Genomic DNA, 19,992 nt, shown 5'->3' on the forward strand with positions numbered 1-19,992 from the left:
CCGGCCCGGGTCCCGGGCGCGTCAGCCGGCGACGGTCCAGGTGTCGCTGCCGGCCAGCAGGGCGGCGAGGTCGCCCTTGCCGTTCTGTTCGATCGCGGTGTCGAGCTGGTCGGCCATCTGCGTGTCGTAGACGGGGCGTTCTACGTTGCGGAACACCCCGATGGGGGTGTGGTGCAGCGTGTCCGGGTCGGCCAAGCGCGACAGTGCGAACGCCGTCGTCGGAGACGTGGCGTGCGCGTCGTGGACGAGGATCTGGGAGCGGTTCTCCTCGGTCACCGGCACGACCTCCAGGTCGCCGGTGGCCGCATCGCGCACCACGCCCTTGGCGCCTCCCCCTCCGCCGAAGGTGATCGGCTGTCCGTGCTCGAGCCGGATGACCGCGTTCTCCGCCTGGTCCTTGTCCTTGAGGACCTCGAAGGCGCCGTCGTTGAAGATGTTGCAGTTCTGGTAGATCTCCACCAGGGCCGTGCCCGGGTGGGCCGCGGCCTCGCGCAGCACGCTCGTGAGGTGCTTGCGGTCGGAGTCCACGGTGCGGGCGACGAACGAGGCCTCCGCGCCGAGAGCCAGTGACACCGGGTTGAAGGGGGCGTCGAGCGAGCCCATCGGCGTCGACTTGGTGATCTTGCCGACCTCGGAGGTGGGGGAGTACTGCCCCTTGGTGAGCCCGTAGATCCGGTTGTTGAAGAGCAGGATCTTGAGGTTCACATTGCGGCGCAGGGCGTGGATGAGGTGGTTGCCGCCGATGGACAGCGCGTCGCCGTCTCCTGTGACGACCCAGACGGACAGGTCGCGCCGCGACGAGGCCAGGCCCGTGGCGATGGCCGGGGCGCGGCCGTGGATCGAGTGCATCCCGTATGTGTTCATGTAGTACGGGAACCGGGAGGAGCAGCCGATGCCGGAGACGAAGACGATGTTCTCCTTCGCCAGACCGAGCTCGGGCATGAAGCCCTGCACGGCCGCGAGGACCGCGTAGTCACCGCAACCGGGGCACCAGCGCACTTCCTGGTCGGACTTGAAGTCCTTCATGGACTGCCTGGCCTCGGCCTTGGGCACCAACTGCAGGGCGGGGAGCCCGGTAGGCAGTGCCTGGTCGGTGTTAGGCATCGATGGCCTCCTGGAGAGCTGTGGCGAGCTGCTCGGCCTTGAACGGCATACCGTTGACCTGGTTGTAACTGTGGGCGTCGACCAGGTACTTCGCCCGGACGAGCGTGGCCAGCTGGCCGAGGTTCATCTCCGGGACGACCACCTTGTCGTAACGCTTCAGCACCTCGCCGAGATTCCGCGGGAACGGGTTGAGGTGGCGCAGATGGGCCTGGGCGATCGGCTGCCCCGCTGCGCGCAGCCGGCGGACGGCGGCGGTGATGGGGCCGTACGTGGAGCCCCAGCCCAGGACCAGGGTCCGGGCGCCGGAGGGGTCGTCGACCTCCAGATCGGGGACCTCGATGCCGTCGATCTTGGCCTGGCGGGTGCGGACCATGAAGTCGTGGTTCGCCGGGTCGTACGAGATGTTGCCGGTGCCGTCCTGCTTCTCGATGCCGCCGATGCGGTGTTCGAGACCGGGGGTGCCGGGAACGGCCCACGGGCGGGCCAGCGTCTGCGGGTCGCGCTTGTACGGCCAGAACACCTCGGTGCCGTCGGCCAGCTCGTGGTTGGGACCGGTGGCGAACTGCACCTGCAGGTCCGGGAGTTCATCGATCTGCGGGATCCGCCACGGCTCCGAGCCGTTGGCCAGATACCCGTCGGAGAGCAGGAACACCGGGGTGCGGTAGGTCAGTGCGATCCGGGCCGCGTCGAGCGCGGCCTCGAAGCAGTCGGCCGGGGTCTTCGGAGCCACGACCGGCACCGGGGCCTCACCGTTGCGCCCGTACATCGCCTGCAGCAGGTCGGCCTGCTCGGTCTTGGTCGGCAACCCCGTCGACGGGCCGCCGCGCTGGATGTCCACGATCAGCAGCGGCAGCTCCAGGGAGACCGCCAGACCGATCGTCTCCGACTTCAGGGCCACACCCGGCCCGGACGTCGTCGTCACCGCCAGCGAGCCGCCGAAGGCCGCGCCGAGCGCGGCACCGATGCCCGCGATCTCGTCCTCCGCCTGGAAGGTGCGGACGCCGAAGTTCTTGTGCTTGCTCAGCTCGTGCAGGATGTCGGAGGCCGGGGTGATCGGATACGAGCCCAGATACAGCGGCAGATCCGCCTGCCGGCTCGCGGCGATCAACCCGTACGACAGCGCCAGATTCCCGGAGATGTTCCGGTACGTACCGGTGGGGAAGGTGTGCGCCGCGGGCGCCACCTCGTAGGAGACCGCGAAGTCCTCGGTCGTCTCCCCGAAATTCCAGCCCGCGTGGAACGCCGCCAGATTCGCCTTCATGATCTCCGGCTTCTTGGCGAACTTGGCCTTGAGGAACTTCTCCGTGCCCCCGGTGGGCCGGTGATACATCCACGACAGCAGGCCCAGCGCGAACATGTTCTTGGACCGCTCGGCCTCCTTGCGGGAGAGCCCGAACTCCTTGAGCGCCTCCACCGTCAGCGTGGTCAGCGGCACCGGGTGCACGTGGTAGCCGTCCAGCGAGCCGTCCTCCAGCGGGGAGGCGGTGTAACCGACCTTCTGCATCGCCCGTTTGGTGAACTCGTCCGTGTTGACGATGATTTCGGCACCGCGCGGCACATCGCCGATGTTCGCCTTCAGCGCCGCGGGGTTCATCGCGACCAGCACGTTCGGGGCATCGCCCGGCGTGAGGATGTCATGGTCGGCGAAGTGCAACTGGAACGAGGAGACGCCCGGCAGGGTACCGGCGGGGGCCCGGATCTCGGCCGGGAAGTTCGGCAGCGTCGACAGATCATTGCCGAACGACGCCGTCTCCGAGGTGAACCGGTCACCCGTGAGCTGCATACCGTCACCGGAGTCACCCGCGAAGCGAATGATCACCCGATCCAGGCGGCGGACTTCTTTGTCACACGCCCCTGTCACGTCAGGGGCAGTGGTTTTCACGGACATACGTGTGTCGGCTCCTGTCGATCCTGGTCCGCGAGGTCAGGCAGACACGTCGGCGGACACGCGGTGCGGTGCAAGGTCGTACATCTCTCCGGAGGCTATGCATCACTGATGGAGAAGGGCTTGTGCGGTCGCCCGGTTGGGCCTTGCGCGTCACTGGCTCGCTCGGTGTCTGCGAGACCCTTCGACCTCGGTGAACCAGCCGTCGTCGAAGAGGAGCCGGAGCCGCTCCCGGGCCGTGGCTTGCCCTTGGCATGCTGCGCCGCGGTGGCCTTGTCGCTGGGCCCTCGGCGCATAGCGTCACGTACGGCCTCGAGTTCGGCGATGGCGCCGCGCTGCTGCCCGACCGGTCTGTCGTCCAGGGCGGTCATGGAATTCCCCTTCCGGCCGTCGTGATGAACCAACGGCCAGCTTCTGCCATGTCACTCGAAGCCGGTTGGAGCGCTGGATGACGATGACTCCGGCCATGCCGGCTCTCCACCGCCGCGCGAACATCCGTCGAGCGCGGGGTGTGAGGCTCGGGGTCGTGAGCTCCGCTGCGGACGGTCATGATCCCTCGCGGAGCAACGAACCGCCCGCCGGCGCCCCATCCCCCGAGGGCACCGGCGGGCCCCCTGCGTGCCCGCTGCCGGTTCGGCCCGCCAAGAAATTCGGCTGCATTGGCACCGGAGGGAGGCAGCTTCCGACCTGCTGCTTCATGGGCCGAAGACCAACCCACGACACCACTGGCACACACATGGCACCACGAATGGCTCGCCATGGCGCCAAACATGTGCCATTAGGGAGCCACGGAAACGGAGCGGTGCCGGGTACGGCGTACGACGTAAAGGAGCCCCCATCATGTCTGTCGCTCTCAGCGACCAGGACAAGCTCACCCTGCGGAACGGCTTCCGCTGCCTTCAGAGCTGCCTTCACCTGCCACCTCACCCCGACGGAGCCATTGCTCTAGGCCAAAGGTGATACCACTGGTACCGTCGGTACCATGCCAGAACCGAAGGCCATGAACCTACGCTTCCCCGACCCCGAGCAGCGGGCCGCGATCGCCGCCGCAGCCGCGCAGGAAGGAGTGAGCCTGCAGGAGTACATCCTCTCCGCGGCCTACGCCCGCGCGACCGCCGTGGAGCAGCGGTTCCTGGACAGCTTCAAGGAGTCGATGACGCGCAGCGGCGCCGCGTTCGCCGCCGAGCCCAGCAGCACCGACCCCTCCCCGGAGCAGCGAGCCGCCGAGCAGCAGGCCCGTGCCGAGCTTCAGCAGCAGAGGCGGGGCCAGGCCGCGTGACACAGCCCGAACCGCTGCACCCGCTCGACATCACCTTCTTGCTGCACGCCGCCGAGCTCCTGGACGGCGACCCGCAGGTCGACGACCTCGGACCGCTGTACGCGGCCGTCGCGCGGGTCAACGCCAGCGCCATGGAACTCGACATCTACGGCTCTGTGCACCTCAAGGCCGCCGCACTGTTGCAGACCCTGTCAAAACTCCCCTGCCTCGAGCACTCGGGCGAGGCCTTCGCCTGGCACTCGACCGAGGCGTACCTCGCCCTGAACGGACACCGGCTCGACTACCCGCCCAAGGCGGCCGTCGCCCTCGTGCGCGACGCCGCCGCCGGGACGCTGGGCGTAGCCCGCACCGCCCGTCAGTTGCGCGACTGGACCATCAACTGACTACCCGCAGTGCCCATGCCGGCCCGGGATTCCCCACAGCCAGGAGACCGATCGAAAGGCGTGGCCGGGTGCGGCAGGCTCGGCAACGGCCCGCCACAGCCGTACGGCATGCCATGTCCGGCGTTCTCGCCCTCGGCGTCCACACACCGCACCTCCAGAGCCGCTACGCGCCCTCACCGGGTCTGTACGGTCAATGGTGGATCTTCGAACAGGAAGTGACACCTGATGACAGACGTGATCGTCTCGGCTGAGGCAGTGCAGGAAGTGCAGCCCCTGGGTCGCAAAGTTGATCTTGTGCAGATATCGACCGACAGGTGCGCAAGATCAAAAAATGCGAGCCGGTGGTGGCCGATCCGGGGCCGTCGACAGTGATCGTCCGGTCCTGAAAGGGCCATGGCCGATCGGGACGGGGGTTCCCATAGGGGTCGCCGCACGACAACGGATGTGACTGACAGGGCATGTCAACGTGATCCGGCCCTGAAGGGCCGGGCTTGGAGGTAGCGCCCAACTGGCTGCTGGGTGGGCTCCTCCGTCCAGACACCCCTAGGGGGTGGCAGGGACGCCTGACTCACGCCCCGCGGTCCACACGGTCTCGCCCTTGCGGCCGATGTTGTGGGACGCGTTGTCGTCCGCGTGCATGAGGGCCCCGCAGGACCGGCAGGCGAACGTGGATTGTGACTGGCGGTTGCGCCGGTCGATATGACCGCACTCGGAGCACTGCTGGCTGGTGTATGCCGGATCGACGTACACCAGCGGCACCCCAGCCCGCTTGGCCTTGTACTCGATGTACTGGCCGAGCTGGTGGAAGCTCCACGAATGCAGGGGAGTCCGCTGGTCCTTACGGAGCCGTACCCGGCTTCGGATGCCCGTGAGGTCTTCCAGGGCGATACCGCAGCCGGTGCGTTCAGCGGTGGCGACGATGGTCTTGGAGACGATGTGATTGACGTTGGCGCTGTGTCGGGCTTCCTTGCGGGAGCGCTTCTTGAGGAGGCGCTTCGCGGACTTGGTGCCCTTGGCCTGGAGCTTCTTGCGTAGATCGAGCTGTCGTTTCCGGTGCCGGTTCAGGCCGCGCCCGGCAGCCCGGTAGCCGGTGGAAGTGGTAGCGATGTTGGTGATCCCGAGGTCGACGCCGATGAACCCGCTGGGTTCGTACTGCTCGGCCTCGGGGATGTCGCAGACGGCGATCAGGTAGAACACGCCGTCGCGTTCGATCAGGTCGGATTCGCCCTTGCGGTGCTCGCGAAGCATCTTGAGCGCGTCCGGCGAGCAGGCGAAGCGGACGCTCTTGAGCCGTCCGGCCGTCGTCCAGATCGACACCGTTTTGGCGTCGTACTGCCAAGACAGGCACCGGTCGTCGTAGGGCTGCGCAGCCTGGGGCCGGAACGTGATCGGCTTCGACTCCGCCTTGTCCCTGCGCTTCGACCCCGGCTTGCCCAGGTTCCCGGCGCGGATGTTCGCCTTCAACGTGGCATAGGCGTCACGCGTCTTCTTGATGACGTGCTGGGCGGCCTGCGCCCCCAGCCCGCGCGCCTTCAACTCGGCGTAGGTGTGCTTGCGCAGCTCGTACTCACGCGGGACACCGCGCTCGAACGCCACACCGGATACCCAGCACGCGGCCTCGTTGACCGTACGCAGGGTCGCGCCAAGCGCGGCGGCCTGGCCGGCCTCCGGCAGCAGCTTCACCTGCGTCACGATCTTCACAGCCCTGATCGTAGCGTTGACCTATGTCACCACGCTGGGAGCCAAACCCCAACATCCGCAGGGGTCGTACGGTCATCTACACTCTCCATGCCCACTTGGTCTTTACACCAAAGTACCGGCGCGGTCCGTTCACCGACGAGATCCTTCGACGCTGCGAGGAAGTCATGCGCGACGTATGCGCCGACTTCGGAACGGAACTGGTCGAGTTCAACGGCGAACGCGATCACGTCCACCTGCTCGTGCACTACCCGCCGAAGATCGCCCTGTCCCGGCTGGTCGGCTCCCTCAAGGGCGTATCCGCCCGCAGGCTCCGACAGGAGTTCCCCGCCCACATCCGCAAGTACCTATGGGGCGATCACTTCTGGTCACCCTCCTACTTCGCCGCATCCTCCGAAGGCGCACCCCTGTCGATCATCAAGGAGTACATCGAGAACCAGAAGCGCCCGAACTGAGGTCAACAGTACGGACCCGTGGAAACCTGCGGGGCAGAGCAGCCCACAGAAGCGCTTCCTCCCGGGCGTGAACGACTCCGTTGGAAAATGCGTAAACCGGCGGGTGTGATCTTGTCGTCAGGCGGCGAGTTGGAGTCGGGCGAGGTATGAGGTGCGGGTTTGGCCGAGGGGTGTTTCGCTGAGCCAGGCGTCGAGTCTGATGATGTTGATGGCGGTGGCGGCGAAGATGTGTCCGAGGTGGGTTTTGGGCAGGCCCGTGTAACGGGTCCGGCGGATGCGGGTGCGCCGGATTGCCTGGGAGATGGTGCCCTCCACTCCGGCGCGGATGTTGTAGCGCTGCTGCCACTGGTCGGTGAGCTGTTCGCGGCGTCGGTCTTCCAGTGCTGCCTGCTGGTCTTGGGGCAGCAGGGTCAGGCTTCGGCCCCACTTGCCGTTCGCCGCCTTGGTGCACTTGTCCTGCACCGGGCAGGCCGCGCAGTCCTGGGCGGTGAAGTGCACCCGTGAGACGGGAGTGCCACTGCTCTTGCGCTGGTCGGACCAGCTGGCACTGATCTTGCCCTGGGGACAGACGGCGTTCTTGGCTTCCCAGTCGATCGTGAACGCGCTCTGCGTGAAGTGCTCACCCTCGTAGTTCTCGTGGCACGTATCCAGCCCGACCGGCCCCAGCAGCTCGATCCCATGTGCGTCGCGCGCGGCCACGATGTGGGCGGCGGTGACGTAGCCGGCATCGACGTCGTGCTCATCGGGTAGCAGTTCACGTGTGGCCAGGCCCTGGTGGACTGCTGCGGTGACCTCGGTGTCGGCGACGGTGGCGTCCGTGGTGACGACATGGGTGATCAGGTGCGGGGCGTGGGGTTCGCAGGTCTCGCTGAGGTGGGTCTTGTAGCCGCACCAGCCCGATCCGCGCTTGGTCGCGTAGCGGGCGTCGGGGTCGTAGGGCGAGGCGAGGCGGCGTCTGCCCGGCGGGAGGTCTTTGCCCTCCCGCCAGCGCACCTCCTCGCCGTCGCGGTGGTACTGCTCCACCCAGGCCCGGCGCAGGACCTGGACAGCGGGGACTTCCCGTAACCACGCGGGAGCCTGGGGTGCGTAGACGGCCTCCAGGATGGTGAGGCCGTCCCTGCCGACCTGCCCGGCCCACTCGGCGCGGACGTTGTCGCCCTTGGGGAAGCGGTAGGAGTCGATCCGGGCGCCGTAGCGTTTGGCCCAGTCGGCGGTGACCAGCGGCGACAGCCATGCTGGGGCGGCGGCGGCCAGGGCTTCCAGCGCCGCGCGCAGGGTCTCGCCGACGAACTCCATCCGGTTCAACGTCCGCACGGCCGCGAGAACATGGGTGGAGTCGGTGCGCTGACGCCCCCCGGAACGCAGCAGCCCGAGGTCAGATATCCGCTCCAGGATCAGGTCCAGGACCTTTTCCTCCAGGCCGTGCTCGATCAGCCGGGCGCGGAAGTCGCTCAGCACGGAGAAGTCGAACCCCGAATCGTCCAGCTCCAGACCAAGGAGGAACTTCCAGTCCATGCGGGCCCGCACCTGGTCAGCGGCCTGCCTGTCGGTCAGCCCCTCTGCGTATTGCAGCACCGACACAAGCGCCAGCGCCCCCGGCGACACCGCCGGACGACCCCGTGACGAAAACGCCCCAGCGAAGGAATCGTCTTCGAACAGCGGGCCCAGCACTTCACGCACGCGGACAGCCAGTGTCCCCTTCGGGAACGATGCCCGCACGACCCGAGCAGTCAGCTCCGGCACCCCACGGTCGTCCCGAGACTCCAGCGACACCCAGCCCCCCTCGCTCCGACGAACAGAACGATCATGTCAACCTCAGCAAGCCGACGAGCCCGGTTTACGCATTTTCCAACGGAGTCGTGAACGCCCGGGGTTCCGCGCTAGATCCCGCTGAACTACCGTCATGTGGCCGTTTGCCTGACTGGTCGTGCGGAGCCGGGAGGCGACTCCCGGCTCCGCACGACCCGGCGCAGCGTTCAGTACTGTTCGGTCTCGACGAAGCTCTCGTCCGCGTCGCCGAAGGCGGCGGCGATCGGGTCGAATCCGGGCGGACTGTCCTTGAGGCCCATGCCCATGCCAACCAGCTTCTCCTTGACCTCGTCGATCGACTTCGCACCGAAGTTGCGGATGTCGAGCAGGTCCGCCTCGGAGCGGGCGACAAGCTCACCGACCGTATGGACGCCCTCGCGCTTGAGGCAGTTGTACGACCGGACGGTGAGCTCGAGCTCCTCGATCGGCAGCGCCAGATCGGCGGCGAGCGCGGTGTCCGTCGGGGAGGGACCCATGTCAATGCCCTCGGCGTCGGTGTTGAGCTCGCGTGCCAGACCGAACAGCTCGACCAGGGTCTTGCCGGCCGATGCCATGGCGTCACGCGGACGCATGGCCTGCTTGGTCTCGACGTCGACGATCAGCTTGTCGAAGTCGGTGCGCTGCTCGACACGGGTCGCCTCGACCTTGTACGTGACCTTGAGCACCGGCGAGTAGATGGAGTCGACCGGGATACGGCCGATCTCCTGGCCCACCTCCTTGTTCTGGACGGCGGAGACGTAGCCGCGACCGCGCTCGACGGTCAGCTCCATCTCCAGCTTGCCCTTGCTGTTCAGCGTGGCCAGGACCAGGTCCGGGTTGTGGACCTCGACACCGGCCGGCGGGGCGATGCCAGCAGCGGTGACCAGGCCGGGACCCTGCTTGCGCAGGTACATCACGACCGGCTCGTCGTGCTCCGAGGAGAGGTCCAGCTGCTTGATGTTGAGGATGAGGTCGGTGACGTCCTCCTTGACACCCGGCACGGTGGTGAACTCGTGCAGGACACCGTCGATACGGACGGACGTGACAGCCGCACCCGGGATCGAGGAGAGGAGCGTCCGACGCAGGGAGTTGCCGAGGGTGTAACCGAAGCCCGGCTCCAGCGGCTCGATCACGAACCGGGAGCGGAACTCGTCGACGACTTCTTCGGTCAACGAGGGACGCTGAGCAATCAGCATGGGGTGGTGCCTCCAGATTTCGGCGCCCGCTATTTGACGCCGTAGACACCGCACGGTATCGGTAATCCGACCTGCACGAGGCCGCACCGCGCGACGTTGCCCAGGTGTCGGCTCAGCCTCCTCGGCCATCCCCGAACGGTCGATGACGCGCTGTGCGCCGATGCGCCGTATGCGGGGCTCGGCCCGCTTCTTGAGCCTCTTCGCCATCCGGAACGGTTCAAAGGGCCCTGACGACTTGTCATGGAGGGCTCAGACACAGCTTCTGAGCTTGTTCTTTAACCCTTTCGGCGTTCAGGGACCGAACCGGATTCAGAGTTTCAGTGGCCCGAAGGTGCCGTCTCGGAACGTGAAGACGGTCGGCTCGGTGTCGAACTCCTCCCGGAAGTACCCGCTGTAGCCAGGTTCTTCGACGTGGGGTGCGAGCAGGTCCAGGACGGTGTAGAGGTCACCCATCATGTCGTCGAGCCAGAGGTTGCGGCTGAACAGTCCCCATGCGTGGAGCTCACCACCGGGCGTGAAGCCTCGGGACTGGCGTCGTAGGGACACGAAATCGCCTCCGGGCAGGCGACTGTCCGGATCCGGGGAGAGCAGTGGATACGAGTGCTCCTCCGCGTCGAGCTCTGCTGGACGCTCGGGGGCCAGGCCGAGGTGCCATCGCAGGGCTGCCAGGACCGTGTCGGGCGTGTCGTCCCGGAGGAAGCACGTGAAGACGACTTCGTAGTGGAGGCTCACGGGAGTGCATTCTGCCCGGCGCCACTGACAGACCCAGATCATGGCCTCACAGCCGGGCTTGATCACGTTCGATCAGGGTGCCCGGGCGTCTGACGGTCTTGCCCACGTCGTAGTTGGCGGGCTGCTTGTTCTTCGGGCCGAGCGGGCGACCGGGGCCTGGCCGCGATGGTTTCGACGCACGGGCCGGGCAGTGCAGGGTCGGGCGGAGGTTCCGGAACCCCCGGCGGACCCGGGCGGGTGTGAGCCGGCCGGGCTCGGCCGGCTTCTCCCAGGGGCGGCGGAGGTCAGCGGCCGGGCGAGGCGGAACTGGGTGTGGGCCGTGATGACTAGGGCGTGTTTCAGATGTCCGCCAGACGGGTCTGACAGTGGGCTGCGAGGATGCAGGCATGGAGCAAATATTGAGTCGGCAGGAAGCGTCGGAGGCTGTCCACGACCACGGCTGGCGCTTCTTGCTGGGCACTTTGCGAACGGCAGTCCCGGTCGGATCGTTGGCTCAGGCGGTCGGCTTGGCGGCGGACGCCATCGCGGTGTGCGGCAGCAACGCCGATCGGCACCTTCGGGTCGATGCCCGCCCCCAGCGGGTCGTGCTCACTCTGCAGTCGCTGGACCATGCAGCGGTTACCACCCGGGACGTCGAACTCGCGCGTCGGATCTCCGCCGCCGTCAACGAGACCGGGTTGCTGATGACGGAGCCCGAGATCGGAACGGGGGCACCGCGGTCAGTCCAACTCCTGGAGATCGCGATTGATGCGCTGGGCATCGCCGAGATTCGGCCGTTCTGGAAGGCAGTGCTGGGCTATGCCGACGAGGCGGGCGCCAAAGGACCGGAGGATCCGCTTGTCGACCCTGTTGGGCAGGGCCCGGCGATCTGGTTCCAGCAGATGGATCGGGCGCGCCCACAGCGCAATCGCATCCACTTCGACATCTGCGTTCCCCATGACGAGGCACCCCGGCGGATCGAGGCCGCGCTGGCGGCAGGGGGCCGACTCGTATCCGCGACCCGTGCCCCCGCGTTCTGGGTGCTCGCCGACGTGGAGGGGAACGAGGCCTGCGTGACCACATGGCAGGGCCGAGACGACTGAGGTGTGCTTCGAACCCAGCGGTCACAGCCACTCGTTGATGGTTGCTACCAGGACGGTGGCCTCGTAGCGAACGGCGAGCTTGTCGTAACTGCCAGATGTGCCTTGGGTGGCCAATCGTCCAACGACAGTGGCATCAACAGCATCCGATCGGGCGTGAACGCCCGGAACGTCTTGTCCAGCGGCACGGAACCGACCCTCCCAGTCTTCGGCGCGGCGACAGCGGCATCCAGGAGCCGCCCGCGAACCCGCGGCGGGTCGGCTCCGTCCAGCTGAACGGGCTTGTTGCTCAGCGTCCGGCCAGGGCACCGCCGTTGACGTGCAGGGTCTGTCCCGTGATGTGTCCTGCAGCCGGTGAGGCGAGGAACAGCACGGTGCCTGCGATGTCCGCCGGAGTACCGGCCCGGCCGTTGGCTGTCTGCGCGAGCAGGGTGGCACGACGCTGCTGGGTCATCCCGCCCTGGAAGAAGTCGGTGGACTCGATGTAGCCCGGGGCGATGACGTTGGCTGTGATCTGGTCCTTGCCGAGGTCCTGGGCGATCGTGAGGTTCCAGGCCTCGACGGCGGCCTTGGCGGATCCGTAGGAGCCGGAGCCACCACGGTGGGCCGCGATGGAACTGACGCTCACCACGGCTCCCCCCGCCGCCAGACGCGGTCGCAGGGCGGTGGTGACCAGGACCGCAGAGAGCACATTGGCGTCGAGGTTCGCGCGCCAGGCCGCCGCCACCCCGAGCAGGCCAGAGGGCGTCTCGGCGCCGATGTCCGTGTTGCCGCCGGCGTTGTTGACCAGTACGTCCACCCGCGTAGGCAAGGTGTCGAGTGCCGCCTGGACCTGCACGGGGTCGCTGGCGTCGAAAGCGACGGCACGCACGTTCCCGCCGAGCTGTGCGGCGGTCTCCTCCAGCACGTCCTTGCGGCGCCCGGTGATCACTACCTGGTCGCCCTGCGCGGCGAAGGCCTCGGCAACCGCCCGGCCGATGCCGGTGCCGCCACCGGTAACCACGATCTGACGCATCCCCACTCCTCGTTTAGCTCTAAACGTGTGTGGGACACTACCACCATGACCACGCCGGACCAGCCCCGTATCGACCGCGCCGAGGAGATCGCCCAGGCCTGGCGACGCGAGCAGCCCGGCCTCCCGGTCGACTCGATCGCGATCCTCACCCGCATCCACCACGCCGCGAAACTACTGGGCGACGAACGCCGCCGCGTCCTGACCCAGGTCGGCATGGACGCCGCCACCCTCGACCTGCTCAGCACCCTGCGCCGCGCTGGCCAGCCCTACCGCCTGTCCACCCGGGAGCTCGCCACCCGCTGCCTGATCACACCCGGAGCAGTGACCCAACGAGTCGACCGAGCCCAGCACGAAGGACTCGTCCGCCGACTGGCCGCGCACCCCGGCACGCGCGCCGTGCCCGTGGAACTGACCCCCGAGGGCCACCGCGCAGTCGAGAACGCCGTCGACGGCCTCTTGACCTACGAGCAGAGCCTCATCGAAGTCCTGTCACCCCAGGATCAGCAGGAACTGGCCCGCCTGCTGGCAGCACTACTTCAGGACCTCAACGACCGCGCCCACCACCGCGCCTGATTCCCACACCACGCGCGAACGAGATCCGCTCGAGCCCGCGCTCTCGGAACGCTCGACAAGAAAGTGTGACGCCGCCGCGAACGCTTCCCGCCGGACATCGTGATGCAGCAGACTCATTCCCCCACGGCCTTCGTGCTGGTCAAGTGCCTCTTTGTCGGAGCACAGGATCAGACGGAGGCCGTGTTCACGTCCCCGGATCCCCGTACGAGCGATCACGTTCGGGGCATCGTTCGAGGTCAGATCATAAAGAACAAGCTGAGTCCCGCGCAGGGGCTGCCCTGCGCCGACGGCTGGGGTCCGTCCGGCGGGTGGTGTGGCGCTGTTCGCTATTCCGGCGATCCGTACGTTGCGTCGGGCCGCCGCCGCACGCGCACCGGACGCGGCGTGAGCGGGCGCTCTCCCCCGGGGGAGAGTGCTCAAGGGCGGGCCGATATGCCCGTGAGCAGGCCGTTCAGCAGTTCGGTCATCTCGGTACGGGTGCGGGCGGCGCCGTAGACGTGGAAGTCGGGGCGGATCAGCGCGGAAGGTGCCTGCACCTCTTCCTGCAGCCAGGCGGTGTAGGTGCCGTCAATGTCGACATCGGGAGTCAGGTGGACGATCGAGCCGCCCAGCACGGCCAGTTGGTCCGCCAGGGCCGGCTCCACCAACGTCTGCGGGTCTTCCAGGCTGAGCAGGACAAAGGCACCGCCGCACAGCTCGCCGGCGTCCGCACGGTTGGTGCGGGCCTGGGGAACGACTCGGCTGTCCGGTCCGGTGAACAGGCCGTCAGGGGCGCGCTGGAACAGCCCGGCCGTCAACGCCTCCTCCCCTGGGCGGGCGAACGCCTCCGGATCATGGGAAGGGGCGTCGTCCGATCCGCGTGCGGCCAGCAGGGCGCTGTCCCGGTAGCCGGCGACAACCGGATCGACCGTGCCGATGAGCTCGCCCAGGCTCACCGACAGGTCGATCGTGCGCTGGGCGTCGGGGCGGCGCTCGGCCTCGTACGTGCCGAGCAGCTCCTGGCCGGCCGAGCCGGCGAGGACCAGGTGCAGTTTCCATGCCAGGTTCGCCACGTCCCGGATACCGGTGCACATGCCCTGCCCGGCGTGCGGTGGCATCACGTGGGCGGCGTCGCCTGCGAGGAAGACCCGGCCGGAGTCGCTGGAGCGCCAGCGGTCGGCGTTGCGTCCCAGGCAGGTGTAGGCGACGTACCGTTGCAGCGTCGCGTTGTCGGGGTTGACCCCGAAGTGGGTCAACAGACGCCAGGCGTTCTCCACGGTGTCGAAGTCCTCGAAGGACTGGCCGGGCAGTCGCAGGAATTCCCAGCGGCTGTGGCGCGGTCCGGCCGAGAGGTCGACGCGGGGCTGGGCCGTATCGGCGACCTGCACGTTCTGCGAGGGGAATACCTCGGGGTCGTGCGGCATGACGTCGCACGCCATCCAGTCCGCGGCGTAGTCGGAGGCGGACACCGAGACGCCCAGGTGGTTGCGTACAAAGCTGTTGGCTCCGTCGCAGCCGACCAACCAGCGGGCGGAGAGGGCCTGTTCGCCGGCCGCCGCTCGGACGGTGAGGTGCACCGAGTCGTCCTTCTCGGTCAGATCGACGGCCTCGTAGCCGCGCAGCACGCGCAGGTTGGGCAGCTGGGCACCGCGCTCGACCAATGCGGACTCCAGGCCCGGCTGGTAGAAGGAGGTCGCCTCCGGCCAGCGGTACCGGTCGTCCTGGTTCAGCTCGAAGTGCATCAGTGTCTGCCCGTCGCCGTTGACCACGACGTAGTCCTTGGTCGGCTCGCTGACCGGGGCGAGCGCGTCGGCGACGCCTATCGTGCCGAGGATGCGGCCGACGTGGCGGTCGAAGGAGACCGCCCGGGGCAGGTTGTAGGGATCGACGTACTTCTCGACCACGGTCACCTGCCAGCCGCGCTGGGCGAGCAGAATCGACAGCACCTGTCCCACAGGGCCGTAGCCGACTACAAGAACATCCGCGTCCGCTGCGTCTCTATTCACGGCCCGACGGTAATTCAGTGGGGCGCCGGCAGGTCCGGCTCCCGGACGGGTCAGGGACAAGACCCAGAATGAGCGGTCGCGGGCTTGACTGCTCCGGCTTTCGGGCCTTCACCGGTGGTGTCCGGCAAGTCAGCGGCGGTCGTACCTGTCCGCCATCGCGTGGAAGACCTTCTTGGGTTCCCAGCGGGTTTCGTCGAGCATGCGGACCACGCCGTAGGAGGCGATGTCACGCTCCCTGGGCTTGTCGTAGTGGGCGAAGGAGAACCAGAGCGCGGTGTCCACGCCCTCTTCCTCGAAGACCGTCAACAGCTCGGTGAGATGGCGGACTTGCTCGTCCTCGTCCGGCACTGCCCCTGGTGGCGGATTCCAGGCCATGCCCCCGAGGTCGCTTGCGCCGCGGTAGGCGCAGGTGCCGTATTCGGTGACGGCGACGGGCTTGCCGTGCTGGAAGAACTCGCGCAGGTGGGTGCGGAAGGTGTCGGTGGTTTGGGCGGCACGGTAGGCGTCGATGCTGACGAAGTCGAAGGGGGCCCAGTCGACCGGCTCCCAGGGGCCGGACGCGTAGGTGACCTGACCGCCGAAGTGTGCGCGCACGGTGGCGGCGGCTTCGGCGAGGAGGCTGTTGACACGCTCCGACATCCGGTCGAGGGCGGACCAGCACTGCGGGTCGGACGCCATGGTGTGGATGCGGTGGCCGAAGGTGTCGCCGGGGAAGAAGCCGCCGCAGAAGACGCTGATCTCGCACCCGGTCACGAACACCACTTCGGCGCCGGTCCGCCGCACGGCTTCGGCACGCCTGGCGCAGTCCGCGAAGAACGGCATCAGCTGCTCGACGGGGAGGTCGACGGGGAAGGGCGCGAACCAGACCTCGAGGCCGGCGTCCGCGGCGTATCGAGCTGCCAGGCTGAGCCGTTCGGGGTCGCGCCCTGAGATGCGTACGGCGTCGCAGTGCAGTTCGCCGGCGATCACCGCCATTTCGCGCCGGACCGCCTCCGGGTGGAAGGTCTTCCGGGTGAACTTTTCTCCGGGCAGGAACCCGGTGTCGTAGTTGATGCCGCGTGCGCGCACGTCACTGCCCCTTAATGCGTACGAGTCCATGGTCCGGCGGGTCGAAGGTGAGCTCGCACGCTGGGGGCGCCGTCCCGAGGAGGGCCGGCGGTCATGGTTCGTTGAATCAGCCGAACCAGCCTGCCAGCGCGCGACGGAGACCGTCCTGGACCTGGCCGGACGGCTCGTCGGGGGCGGCCGCCCAGGCGACGTAGCCGTCAGGGCGGACGAGCAGTGCGGCCGCGGGCGGCTGCGGGCAACTGGCGGCAACGACGTCGACCCGGTCCTTCCAGTCCGCCGCCGCTTCCGCCAGGTACGGTTCCCCGGCGAGGTCGAGCAGGATCGGCCGGGCGGCACGCATGAGTTCGGCGAGCCGTGTCGGGCCGCCGCCGGTTTCCAGGGCGAGGTCCGGGGCGAACCGGCCGGCGAGTGGGTGCGCCGCTGTCGTCTCGTAGCGGACGTCATCGCCGGCCAGCAAGTCGGCGATGCGCTGAATGTTGTCCGTAGAGTACAGGAGCTCGCCGAAGAGCTCGCGCAGCGCGGTGACCTCCGGTCCGGGGGCCATGAGCGCTGTCTGGGCCTGGGTGTGCATGAAGACGCGGCGCCCGGCCGCGTATCGCTCGGCGTGGTAGCTGTCGAGCAGGCCGGGCGGTGCCCAGCCGTGGATCTGCGCGGCCAGCTTCCAGCCGAGGTTGGCGGCGTCCTGGAGGCCCAGATTGAGCCCCGGCCCGCCGACGGCGGAGTGGACGTGCGCAGAGTCCCCGGCGAGAAACACCCGGCCGCTGCGGTATTGCTCCGCCAGCCGCGTGCTGCGGCCGACGAGGCGGCGCAGCATGTGCGGGCCTGGCCCGGACGGCGGGGTGAGGGGCAGGCCGATGCCGAGGACGCGGCGGACGCTGTCGCGCATGTCATCGAGCGTCATCGCCGTATCCTCGCCCTCCGGCGGGGAGCCCCATTCGAGGGTCAACAGGCGGTGGTTGCCGTCCGGCAGGGCCGCAAAGGCAAAGATGCCGTGCTGGGTACGGGTGAAGGTGAACGACGGGCTTATCCGGCCGTGGCCGGGGACATCGAGCTCGCCGGTGTCCGGAACCAGCATCGACGCGGGCAGCGTGGCGTACGCGGCCCGGGAGACCAGGTCGCAACCGTTCGCGCCCGCGAAGGGGATACCGGCCAGCTTGCGGACGGTGCTTCTCCCGCCGTCGCAGCCGACGAGGTGGCGGGCGCGCAACTCGTAGGTGCCGCCGGCGTACTGGACCCGGGCGGTCACCCGCTCCTCGGATTGCTGAAAACCCGTCAGCTCGTGCCCGCGGCGGACGTCCACGCCGAGCTCGCGGGCGCGTTCCTCCAGCACCTGCTCCATGTGCTGCTGCGTCACCGGCAGGACAGTCATCGGGTTGGCTTCCAGCACGCCCAGGTTCAGCGGGATGGCGCCGAAGAGGTAGCCCGGGATCCGCTGGGGCACGTCGGCGACGCCGCCGAACCGCTCGTACAGACCACGGTGGTCGAGGAACCGGACCACCTGACCGACCAGGCCGTTGGCCTTGATCTCCGAGCTGCGGTCGGGCAGCCGCTCGAGGACGACCGGCCGCAGCCCCGTCATGCCCAGCTCACATGCGAGCAACAGCCCGACGGGGCCGCCGCCGACGATGACGACATCTGCGGTCTCTGTCTCGACAGCCATCACGGATCTCCTCGAAGGGGGCGCTCCAGGGGGCACGCACAGGTGCACACGGCGAGTGGTTCACGCGAGGGGGACCGGCCCGTGGCGAGGCGGCCGTGCAAAGGCATGCCGAACGCTTCCCCCCGTAGCGGGCTCGGCTCAGACCGCGGGTTCGGCGGGCGTCAGCCGGGCGGTGGTACGGGCCACCAGTCCACCCAGGAAGCGAGCCGCCTCGAGATCGGTCTCGGTCGGCATCAGCCCTTCGGGACCGCCGGCCTGTGCGACCGCCCCGTACGGGCTGGAGGCGCGGAACTGCACCGGGTCGGCGTAGCCGGGAGAAACAATCAGCATGCCGAAGTGCATCATCGCGGTCAGCAGGTCGTGGACGGTCTGCTCCATGCCCCCGTGCGGGCTGGAAGCGGTGGAGAACGCGGCGCCCACTTTCCCCTGGAGCGCGCCGCTCATCCACAGCCCCGAAGCGTTCTCCAGGAAATGGCGTGTCGAAGCCGACATCCCGCCGAACCGGGTGCCGCTGCCCAGGATGACCGCGTCGGCCCAGGCCAGGTCGTCGACGGTGGCGACAGGGTGAGGGGAGACGCGCTCGGTGAAAAGAGCTCCGGTATACGGAGCCTGAGCCAGCTCCTCATCGCTGCGGATGTCGGGTATCCGCAGCAGGCGGACGTCGTCGGCCTGCCCCGTTTTCGCGGCACCTTCCGCGACCGCGTTCGCCAGCGACATGTTCGACCCGGCAAGGCTGTGGGCGATAACTGCGATCTTGGCCATGGAGCAGACTCCTAATTCTCCGGCGGCGGACGAGGAGTGACGGGGAGTGAGAGGGGCAGGAAAGGAAGAACCAGGGGTCGGACCCACATTCCCGCTAGAACGTCCTTGCGCACCCACACTAGACACGCCGTCCCGGGGCCTGGTTCTGCAGCGCGACGCACTAGGGAATCCCCTATCAGGTCCCCGTTGATACTGCCGTCATGTCGGTGACGATGAGTACGGAAGAGTCGCGGTCGCTGACCGATGGCTGGTTGGCCCGGGACCTGGACGAGTGGACGCGGCGCGTGCTGCGGCGGCATTTCGACCCCGAACACGGATCCCCTTACTGGCTCAAGCGCCGCACCGAGCTGGACTTCGACCCGCTCGAACTGACCGGCTACGACGACCTGGCCGCGTTCGGCCACTTCGACCTCTCCGCCCTGAGGGAGCTCGACCCGGCCGATCTCGTCCCGGCCGCCGTCCCGCGTCCCCTCGGCGGCCGCGTCTGGGAATCCGGTGGCACCACCGGCAGGCCCAGCCGTGTCTTCTACACCCCGGCGATGTCCGCGCACTGGGCCGCCTGGCGCCTCCACGGCTGGCGGACGTCCGGGTTCCGGCCCGGCGCCACCTGGATCGACGCCTGTCCCTCCGGGCCGCACATCGTCGGCGAAGAGGCCGACTACCTCGCCGGCATGTGCGGGTCCACCGTGTACACCATCGACCTCGACACACGGTGGATCAAGCACCTCATCCGCAATGGACGGCTGATCGAGATGGAGGAGTACGTCGATCACGTCGTCGAGCAGATCACCGACATCCTCGACACCGGCCACGTCGACTACCTGCGCAGCACTCCTGCCACGGTGCATGCCCTCATCAACCGCCGCCCCGACCTGATGGCCGGCCTTTCAGGGGTCTATCTCGGCGGTACTCAGTTCACCGCCGACGCCTACCGCAGGTTCTCCGAGGCCATGCCCGGCGGCATCATCGCCACCACCTACGGCAACACCCTCGGCTGCGCCAACGGCATTGCCTCGCCCGACGGGGGCGCCACCCTCCCCTACGTACCGAACTACCCGCACATCACCATGTCCGTGGTCGACAAGGCCGACCCCAGCCGTGTCGTGGACTACGACGAGGTGGGCCGGGTGCGGCTGACCGTGCTGCACGAGGACCTGTTCCTGCCCAACATCCTCGAACGGGACCAGGCGATCCGCTTCCGGACCTCCGAGCAGTGGCCGTGCGACGGCGTGGCCAACGTACAGCCGCTCCAGATCAGCTCGGAGACGCCCGAGGGCCTGTACTGAGCCCGCCCGACCAATGGAACAGCGACCAGGAGGCTGGGCAGCAG

The 19,992-nt window shown here is 68.1% G+C and carries 17 protein-coding genes and 2 pseudogenes; 6 read left to right on the forward strand and 13 right to left on the reverse strand.

The features are described from left to right. Positions 1 to 21: 21 nt before the first annotated feature. From OG878_RS40795 to OG878_RS40805, 3 genes and pseudogenes are all read right to left on the reverse strand, one after another. Positions 22 to 1,104 carry a 2-oxoacid:ferredoxin oxidoreductase subunit beta gene (locus OG878_RS40795; protein WP_328891757.1) on the reverse strand — a complete coding sequence of 361 codons (1,083 nt, stop codon included), beginning with the start codon at positions 1,102 to 1,104 and terminating at the stop codon, positions 22 to 24. Then, positions 1,097 to 2,992, reverse strand: coding sequence for a 2-oxoacid:acceptor oxidoreductase subunit alpha (locus OG878_RS40800; RefSeq protein WP_328891758.1), 1,896 nt, complete (start codon positions 2,990 to 2,992; stop codon positions 1,097 to 1,099). The genes OG878_RS40795 and OG878_RS40800 overlap by 8 nt, the downstream gene beginning before the upstream one ends. 156 nt (positions 2,993 to 3,148) lie before the next feature. Continuing rightward, positions 3,149 to 3,360: pseudogene (locus tag OG878_RS40805) on the reverse strand (methylmalonyl-CoA carboxyltransferase); the annotation flags it as partial. A 611-nt stretch (positions 3,361 to 3,971) separates the two neighbouring features. Between OG878_RS40805 and OG878_RS40810 the strand changes: the two are divergent. Then, positions 3,972 to 4,268: a type II toxin -antitoxin system TacA 1-like antitoxin gene (locus OG878_RS40810; protein WP_328891759.1), complete on the forward strand. Its 297-nt coding sequence runs from the start codon at positions 3,972 to 3,974 to the stop codon at positions 4,266 to 4,268. Continuing rightward, positions 4,265 to 4,651 carry a fic family toxin-antitoxin system, toxin component gene (locus OG878_RS40815; protein WP_328891760.1) on the forward strand — a complete coding sequence of 129 codons (387 nt, stop codon included), beginning with the start codon at positions 4,265 to 4,267 and terminating at the stop codon, positions 4,649 to 4,651. The genes OG878_RS40810 and OG878_RS40815 overlap by 4 nt, the downstream gene beginning before the upstream one ends. Before the next feature lie 543 nt (positions 4,652 to 5,194). Here the strand turns inward: OG878_RS40815 and OG878_RS40820 are convergent. After that, the gene (locus tag OG878_RS40820; RefSeq protein ID WP_328891761.1) at positions 5,195 to 6,352 is read right to left on the reverse strand and encodes an RNA-guided endonuclease InsQ/TnpB family protein; all 1,158 of its coding nucleotides are present in this window, start codon (positions 6,350 to 6,352) and stop codon (positions 5,195 to 5,197) included. Between the two features lie 23 nt (positions 6,353 to 6,375). On the opposite strand from OG878_RS40820, the gene tnpA reads away from it, so the two are divergent. Next, complete coding sequence (gene tnpA / locus OG878_RS40825) at positions 6,376 to 6,804, forward strand: IS200/IS605 family transposase (RefSeq protein WP_328891762.1); 429 nt, start codon at positions 6,376 to 6,378, stop codon at positions 6,802 to 6,804. 117 nt (positions 6,805 to 6,921) lie between these two features. Here tnpA and OG878_RS40830 read toward each other — a convergent pair whose 3' ends face one another. The 4 genes and pseudogenes from OG878_RS40830 to OG878_RS40845 all read right to left on the reverse strand — a co-directional run. Further along, positions 6,922 to 8,577, reverse strand: coding sequence for an IS1182 family transposase (locus OG878_RS40830; protein ID WP_328886378.1), 1,656 nt, complete (start codon positions 8,575 to 8,577; stop codon positions 6,922 to 6,924). Positions 8,578 to 8,780: 203 nt separating this feature from the next. Further along, the gene (locus OG878_RS40835; RefSeq protein ID WP_328891763.1) at positions 8,781 to 9,788 is read right to left on the reverse strand and encodes a DNA-directed RNA polymerase subunit alpha; all 1,008 of its coding nucleotides are present in this window, start codon (positions 9,786 to 9,788) and stop codon (positions 8,781 to 8,783) included. A 309-nt stretch (positions 9,789 to 10,097) separates the two neighbouring features. Further along, a complete protein-coding gene (locus OG878_RS40840; RefSeq protein ID WP_328891764.1) occupies positions 10,098 to 10,520 on the reverse strand; it encodes a hypothetical protein in 423 nt (140 codons plus the stop codon). Between the two features lie 46 nt (positions 10,521 to 10,566). Then, positions 10,567 to 10,850: pseudogene (locus tag OG878_RS40845) on the reverse strand (NF041680 family putative transposase); the annotation flags it as partial. Positions 10,851 to 10,906: 56 nt separating this feature from the next. Between OG878_RS40845 and OG878_RS40850 the strand changes: the two are divergent. After that, positions 10,907 to 11,602, forward strand: a complete 696-nt coding sequence (locus OG878_RS40850; RefSeq protein ID WP_328891981.1) for a VOC family protein — start codon at positions 10,907 to 10,909, stop codon at positions 11,600 to 11,602. 286 nt (positions 11,603 to 11,888) lie between these two features. Here the strand turns inward: OG878_RS40850 and OG878_RS40855 are convergent, their stop codons facing one another. Continuing rightward, a complete protein-coding gene (locus OG878_RS40855) occupies positions 11,889 to 12,614 on the reverse strand; it encodes an SDR family NAD(P)-dependent oxidoreductase (RefSeq protein WP_328891765.1) in 726 nt (241 codons plus the stop codon). Between the two features lie 45 nt (positions 12,615 to 12,659). On the opposite strand from OG878_RS40855, the gene OG878_RS40860 reads away from it, so the two are divergent. Then, positions 12,660 to 13,187, forward strand: a complete 528-nt coding sequence (locus OG878_RS40860; RefSeq protein ID WP_328891766.1) for a MarR family winged helix-turn-helix transcriptional regulator — start codon at positions 12,660 to 12,662, stop codon at positions 13,185 to 13,187. Positions 13,188 to 13,603: 416 nt separating this feature from the next. Here OG878_RS40860 and mhpA read toward each other — a convergent pair whose 3' ends face one another. From mhpA to wrbA, 4 genes are all read right to left on the reverse strand, one after another. Further along, positions 13,604 to 15,172 (reverse strand): bifunctional 3-(3-hydroxy-phenyl)propionate/3-hydroxycinnamic acid hydroxylase MhpA, encoded by a 1,569-nt coding sequence (mhpA, locus tag OG878_RS40865; protein ID WP_328891767.1) that lies wholly within the window; start codon positions 15,170 to 15,172, stop codon positions 13,604 to 13,606. A gap of 129 nt (positions 15,173 to 15,301) precedes the next feature. After that, complete coding sequence (locus OG878_RS40870) at positions 15,302 to 16,240, reverse strand: hypothetical protein (protein ID WP_328891768.1); 939 nt, start codon at positions 16,238 to 16,240, stop codon at positions 15,302 to 15,304. A 106-nt stretch (positions 16,241 to 16,346) separates the two neighbouring features. Next, positions 16,347 to 17,900: an FAD-dependent monooxygenase gene (locus OG878_RS40875; protein ID WP_328891769.1), complete on the reverse strand. Its 1,554-nt coding sequence runs from the start codon at positions 17,898 to 17,900 to the stop codon at positions 16,347 to 16,349. 138 nt (positions 17,901 to 18,038) lie between these two features. Next, positions 18,039 to 18,662, reverse strand: coding sequence for an NAD(P)H:quinone oxidoreductase (gene wrbA, locus OG878_RS40880; protein ID WP_328891770.1), 624 nt, complete (start codon positions 18,660 to 18,662; stop codon positions 18,039 to 18,041). A 200-nt stretch (positions 18,663 to 18,862) separates the two neighbouring features. Here wrbA and OG878_RS40885 point away from each other — a divergent pair, with 200 nt between their 5' ends. Beyond that, positions 18,863 to 19,948: an arylcarboxylate reductase gene (locus OG878_RS40885; protein WP_328891771.1), complete on the forward strand. Its 1,086-nt coding sequence runs from the start codon at positions 18,863 to 18,865 to the stop codon at positions 19,946 to 19,948. Positions 19,949 to 19,992: the final 44 nt, after the last annotated feature.

The sequence above is a fragment of the Streptomyces sp. NBC_00316 genome (assembly GCF_036158715.1).
In the GTDB taxonomy this organism is placed as follows: Bacteria; Actinomycetota; Actinomycetes; order Streptomycetales; family Streptomycetaceae; genus Streptomyces.

What these genes read in the sequence shown, in the direction of transcription:
- OG878_RS40795 (WP_328891757.1), bottom strand. Translation starts at nt 1,104, where the DNA reads ATGCCTAACACCGACCAGGCACTGCCTACCGGGCTCCCCGCCCTGCAG.
- OG878_RS40800 (WP_328891758.1), bottom strand. Translation starts at nt 2,992, where the DNA reads ATGTCCGTGAAAACCACTGCCCCTGACGTGACAGGGGCGTGTGACAAA.
- OG878_RS40810 (WP_328891759.1), top strand. Translation starts at nt 3,972, where the DNA reads ATGCCAGAACCGAAGGCCATGAACCTACGCTTCCCCGACCCCGAGCAG.
- tnpA (WP_328891762.1), top strand. Translation starts at nt 6,376, where the DNA reads ATGTCACCACGCTGGGAGCCAAACCCCAACATCCGCAGGGGTCGTACG.
- OG878_RS40835 (WP_328891763.1), bottom strand. Translation starts at nt 9,788, where the DNA reads ATGCTGATTGCTCAGCGTCCCTCGTTGACCGAAGAAGTCGTCGACGAG.
- OG878_RS40850 (WP_328891981.1), top strand. Translation starts at nt 10,907, where the DNA reads ATGGAGCAAATATTGAGTCGGCAGGAAGCGTCGGAGGCTGTCCACGAC.
- OG878_RS40855 (WP_328891765.1), bottom strand. Translation starts at nt 12,614, where the DNA reads ATGCGTCAGATCGTGGTTACCGGTGGCGGCACCGGCATCGGCCGGGCG.
- OG878_RS40860 (WP_328891766.1), top strand. Translation starts at nt 12,660, where the DNA reads ATGACCACGCCGGACCAGCCCCGTATCGACCGCGCCGAGGAGATCGCC.
- OG878_RS40875 (WP_328891769.1), bottom strand. Translation starts at nt 17,900, where the DNA reads ATGGCTGTCGAGACAGAGACCGCAGATGTCGTCATCGTCGGCGGCGGC.
- wrbA (WP_328891770.1), bottom strand. Translation starts at nt 18,662, where the DNA reads ATGGCCAAGATCGCAGTTATCGCCCACAGCCTTGCCGGGTCGAACATG.
- OG878_RS40885 (WP_328891771.1), top strand. Translation starts at nt 18,863, where the DNA reads ATGTCGGTGACGATGAGTACGGAAGAGTCGCGGTCGCTGACCGATGGC.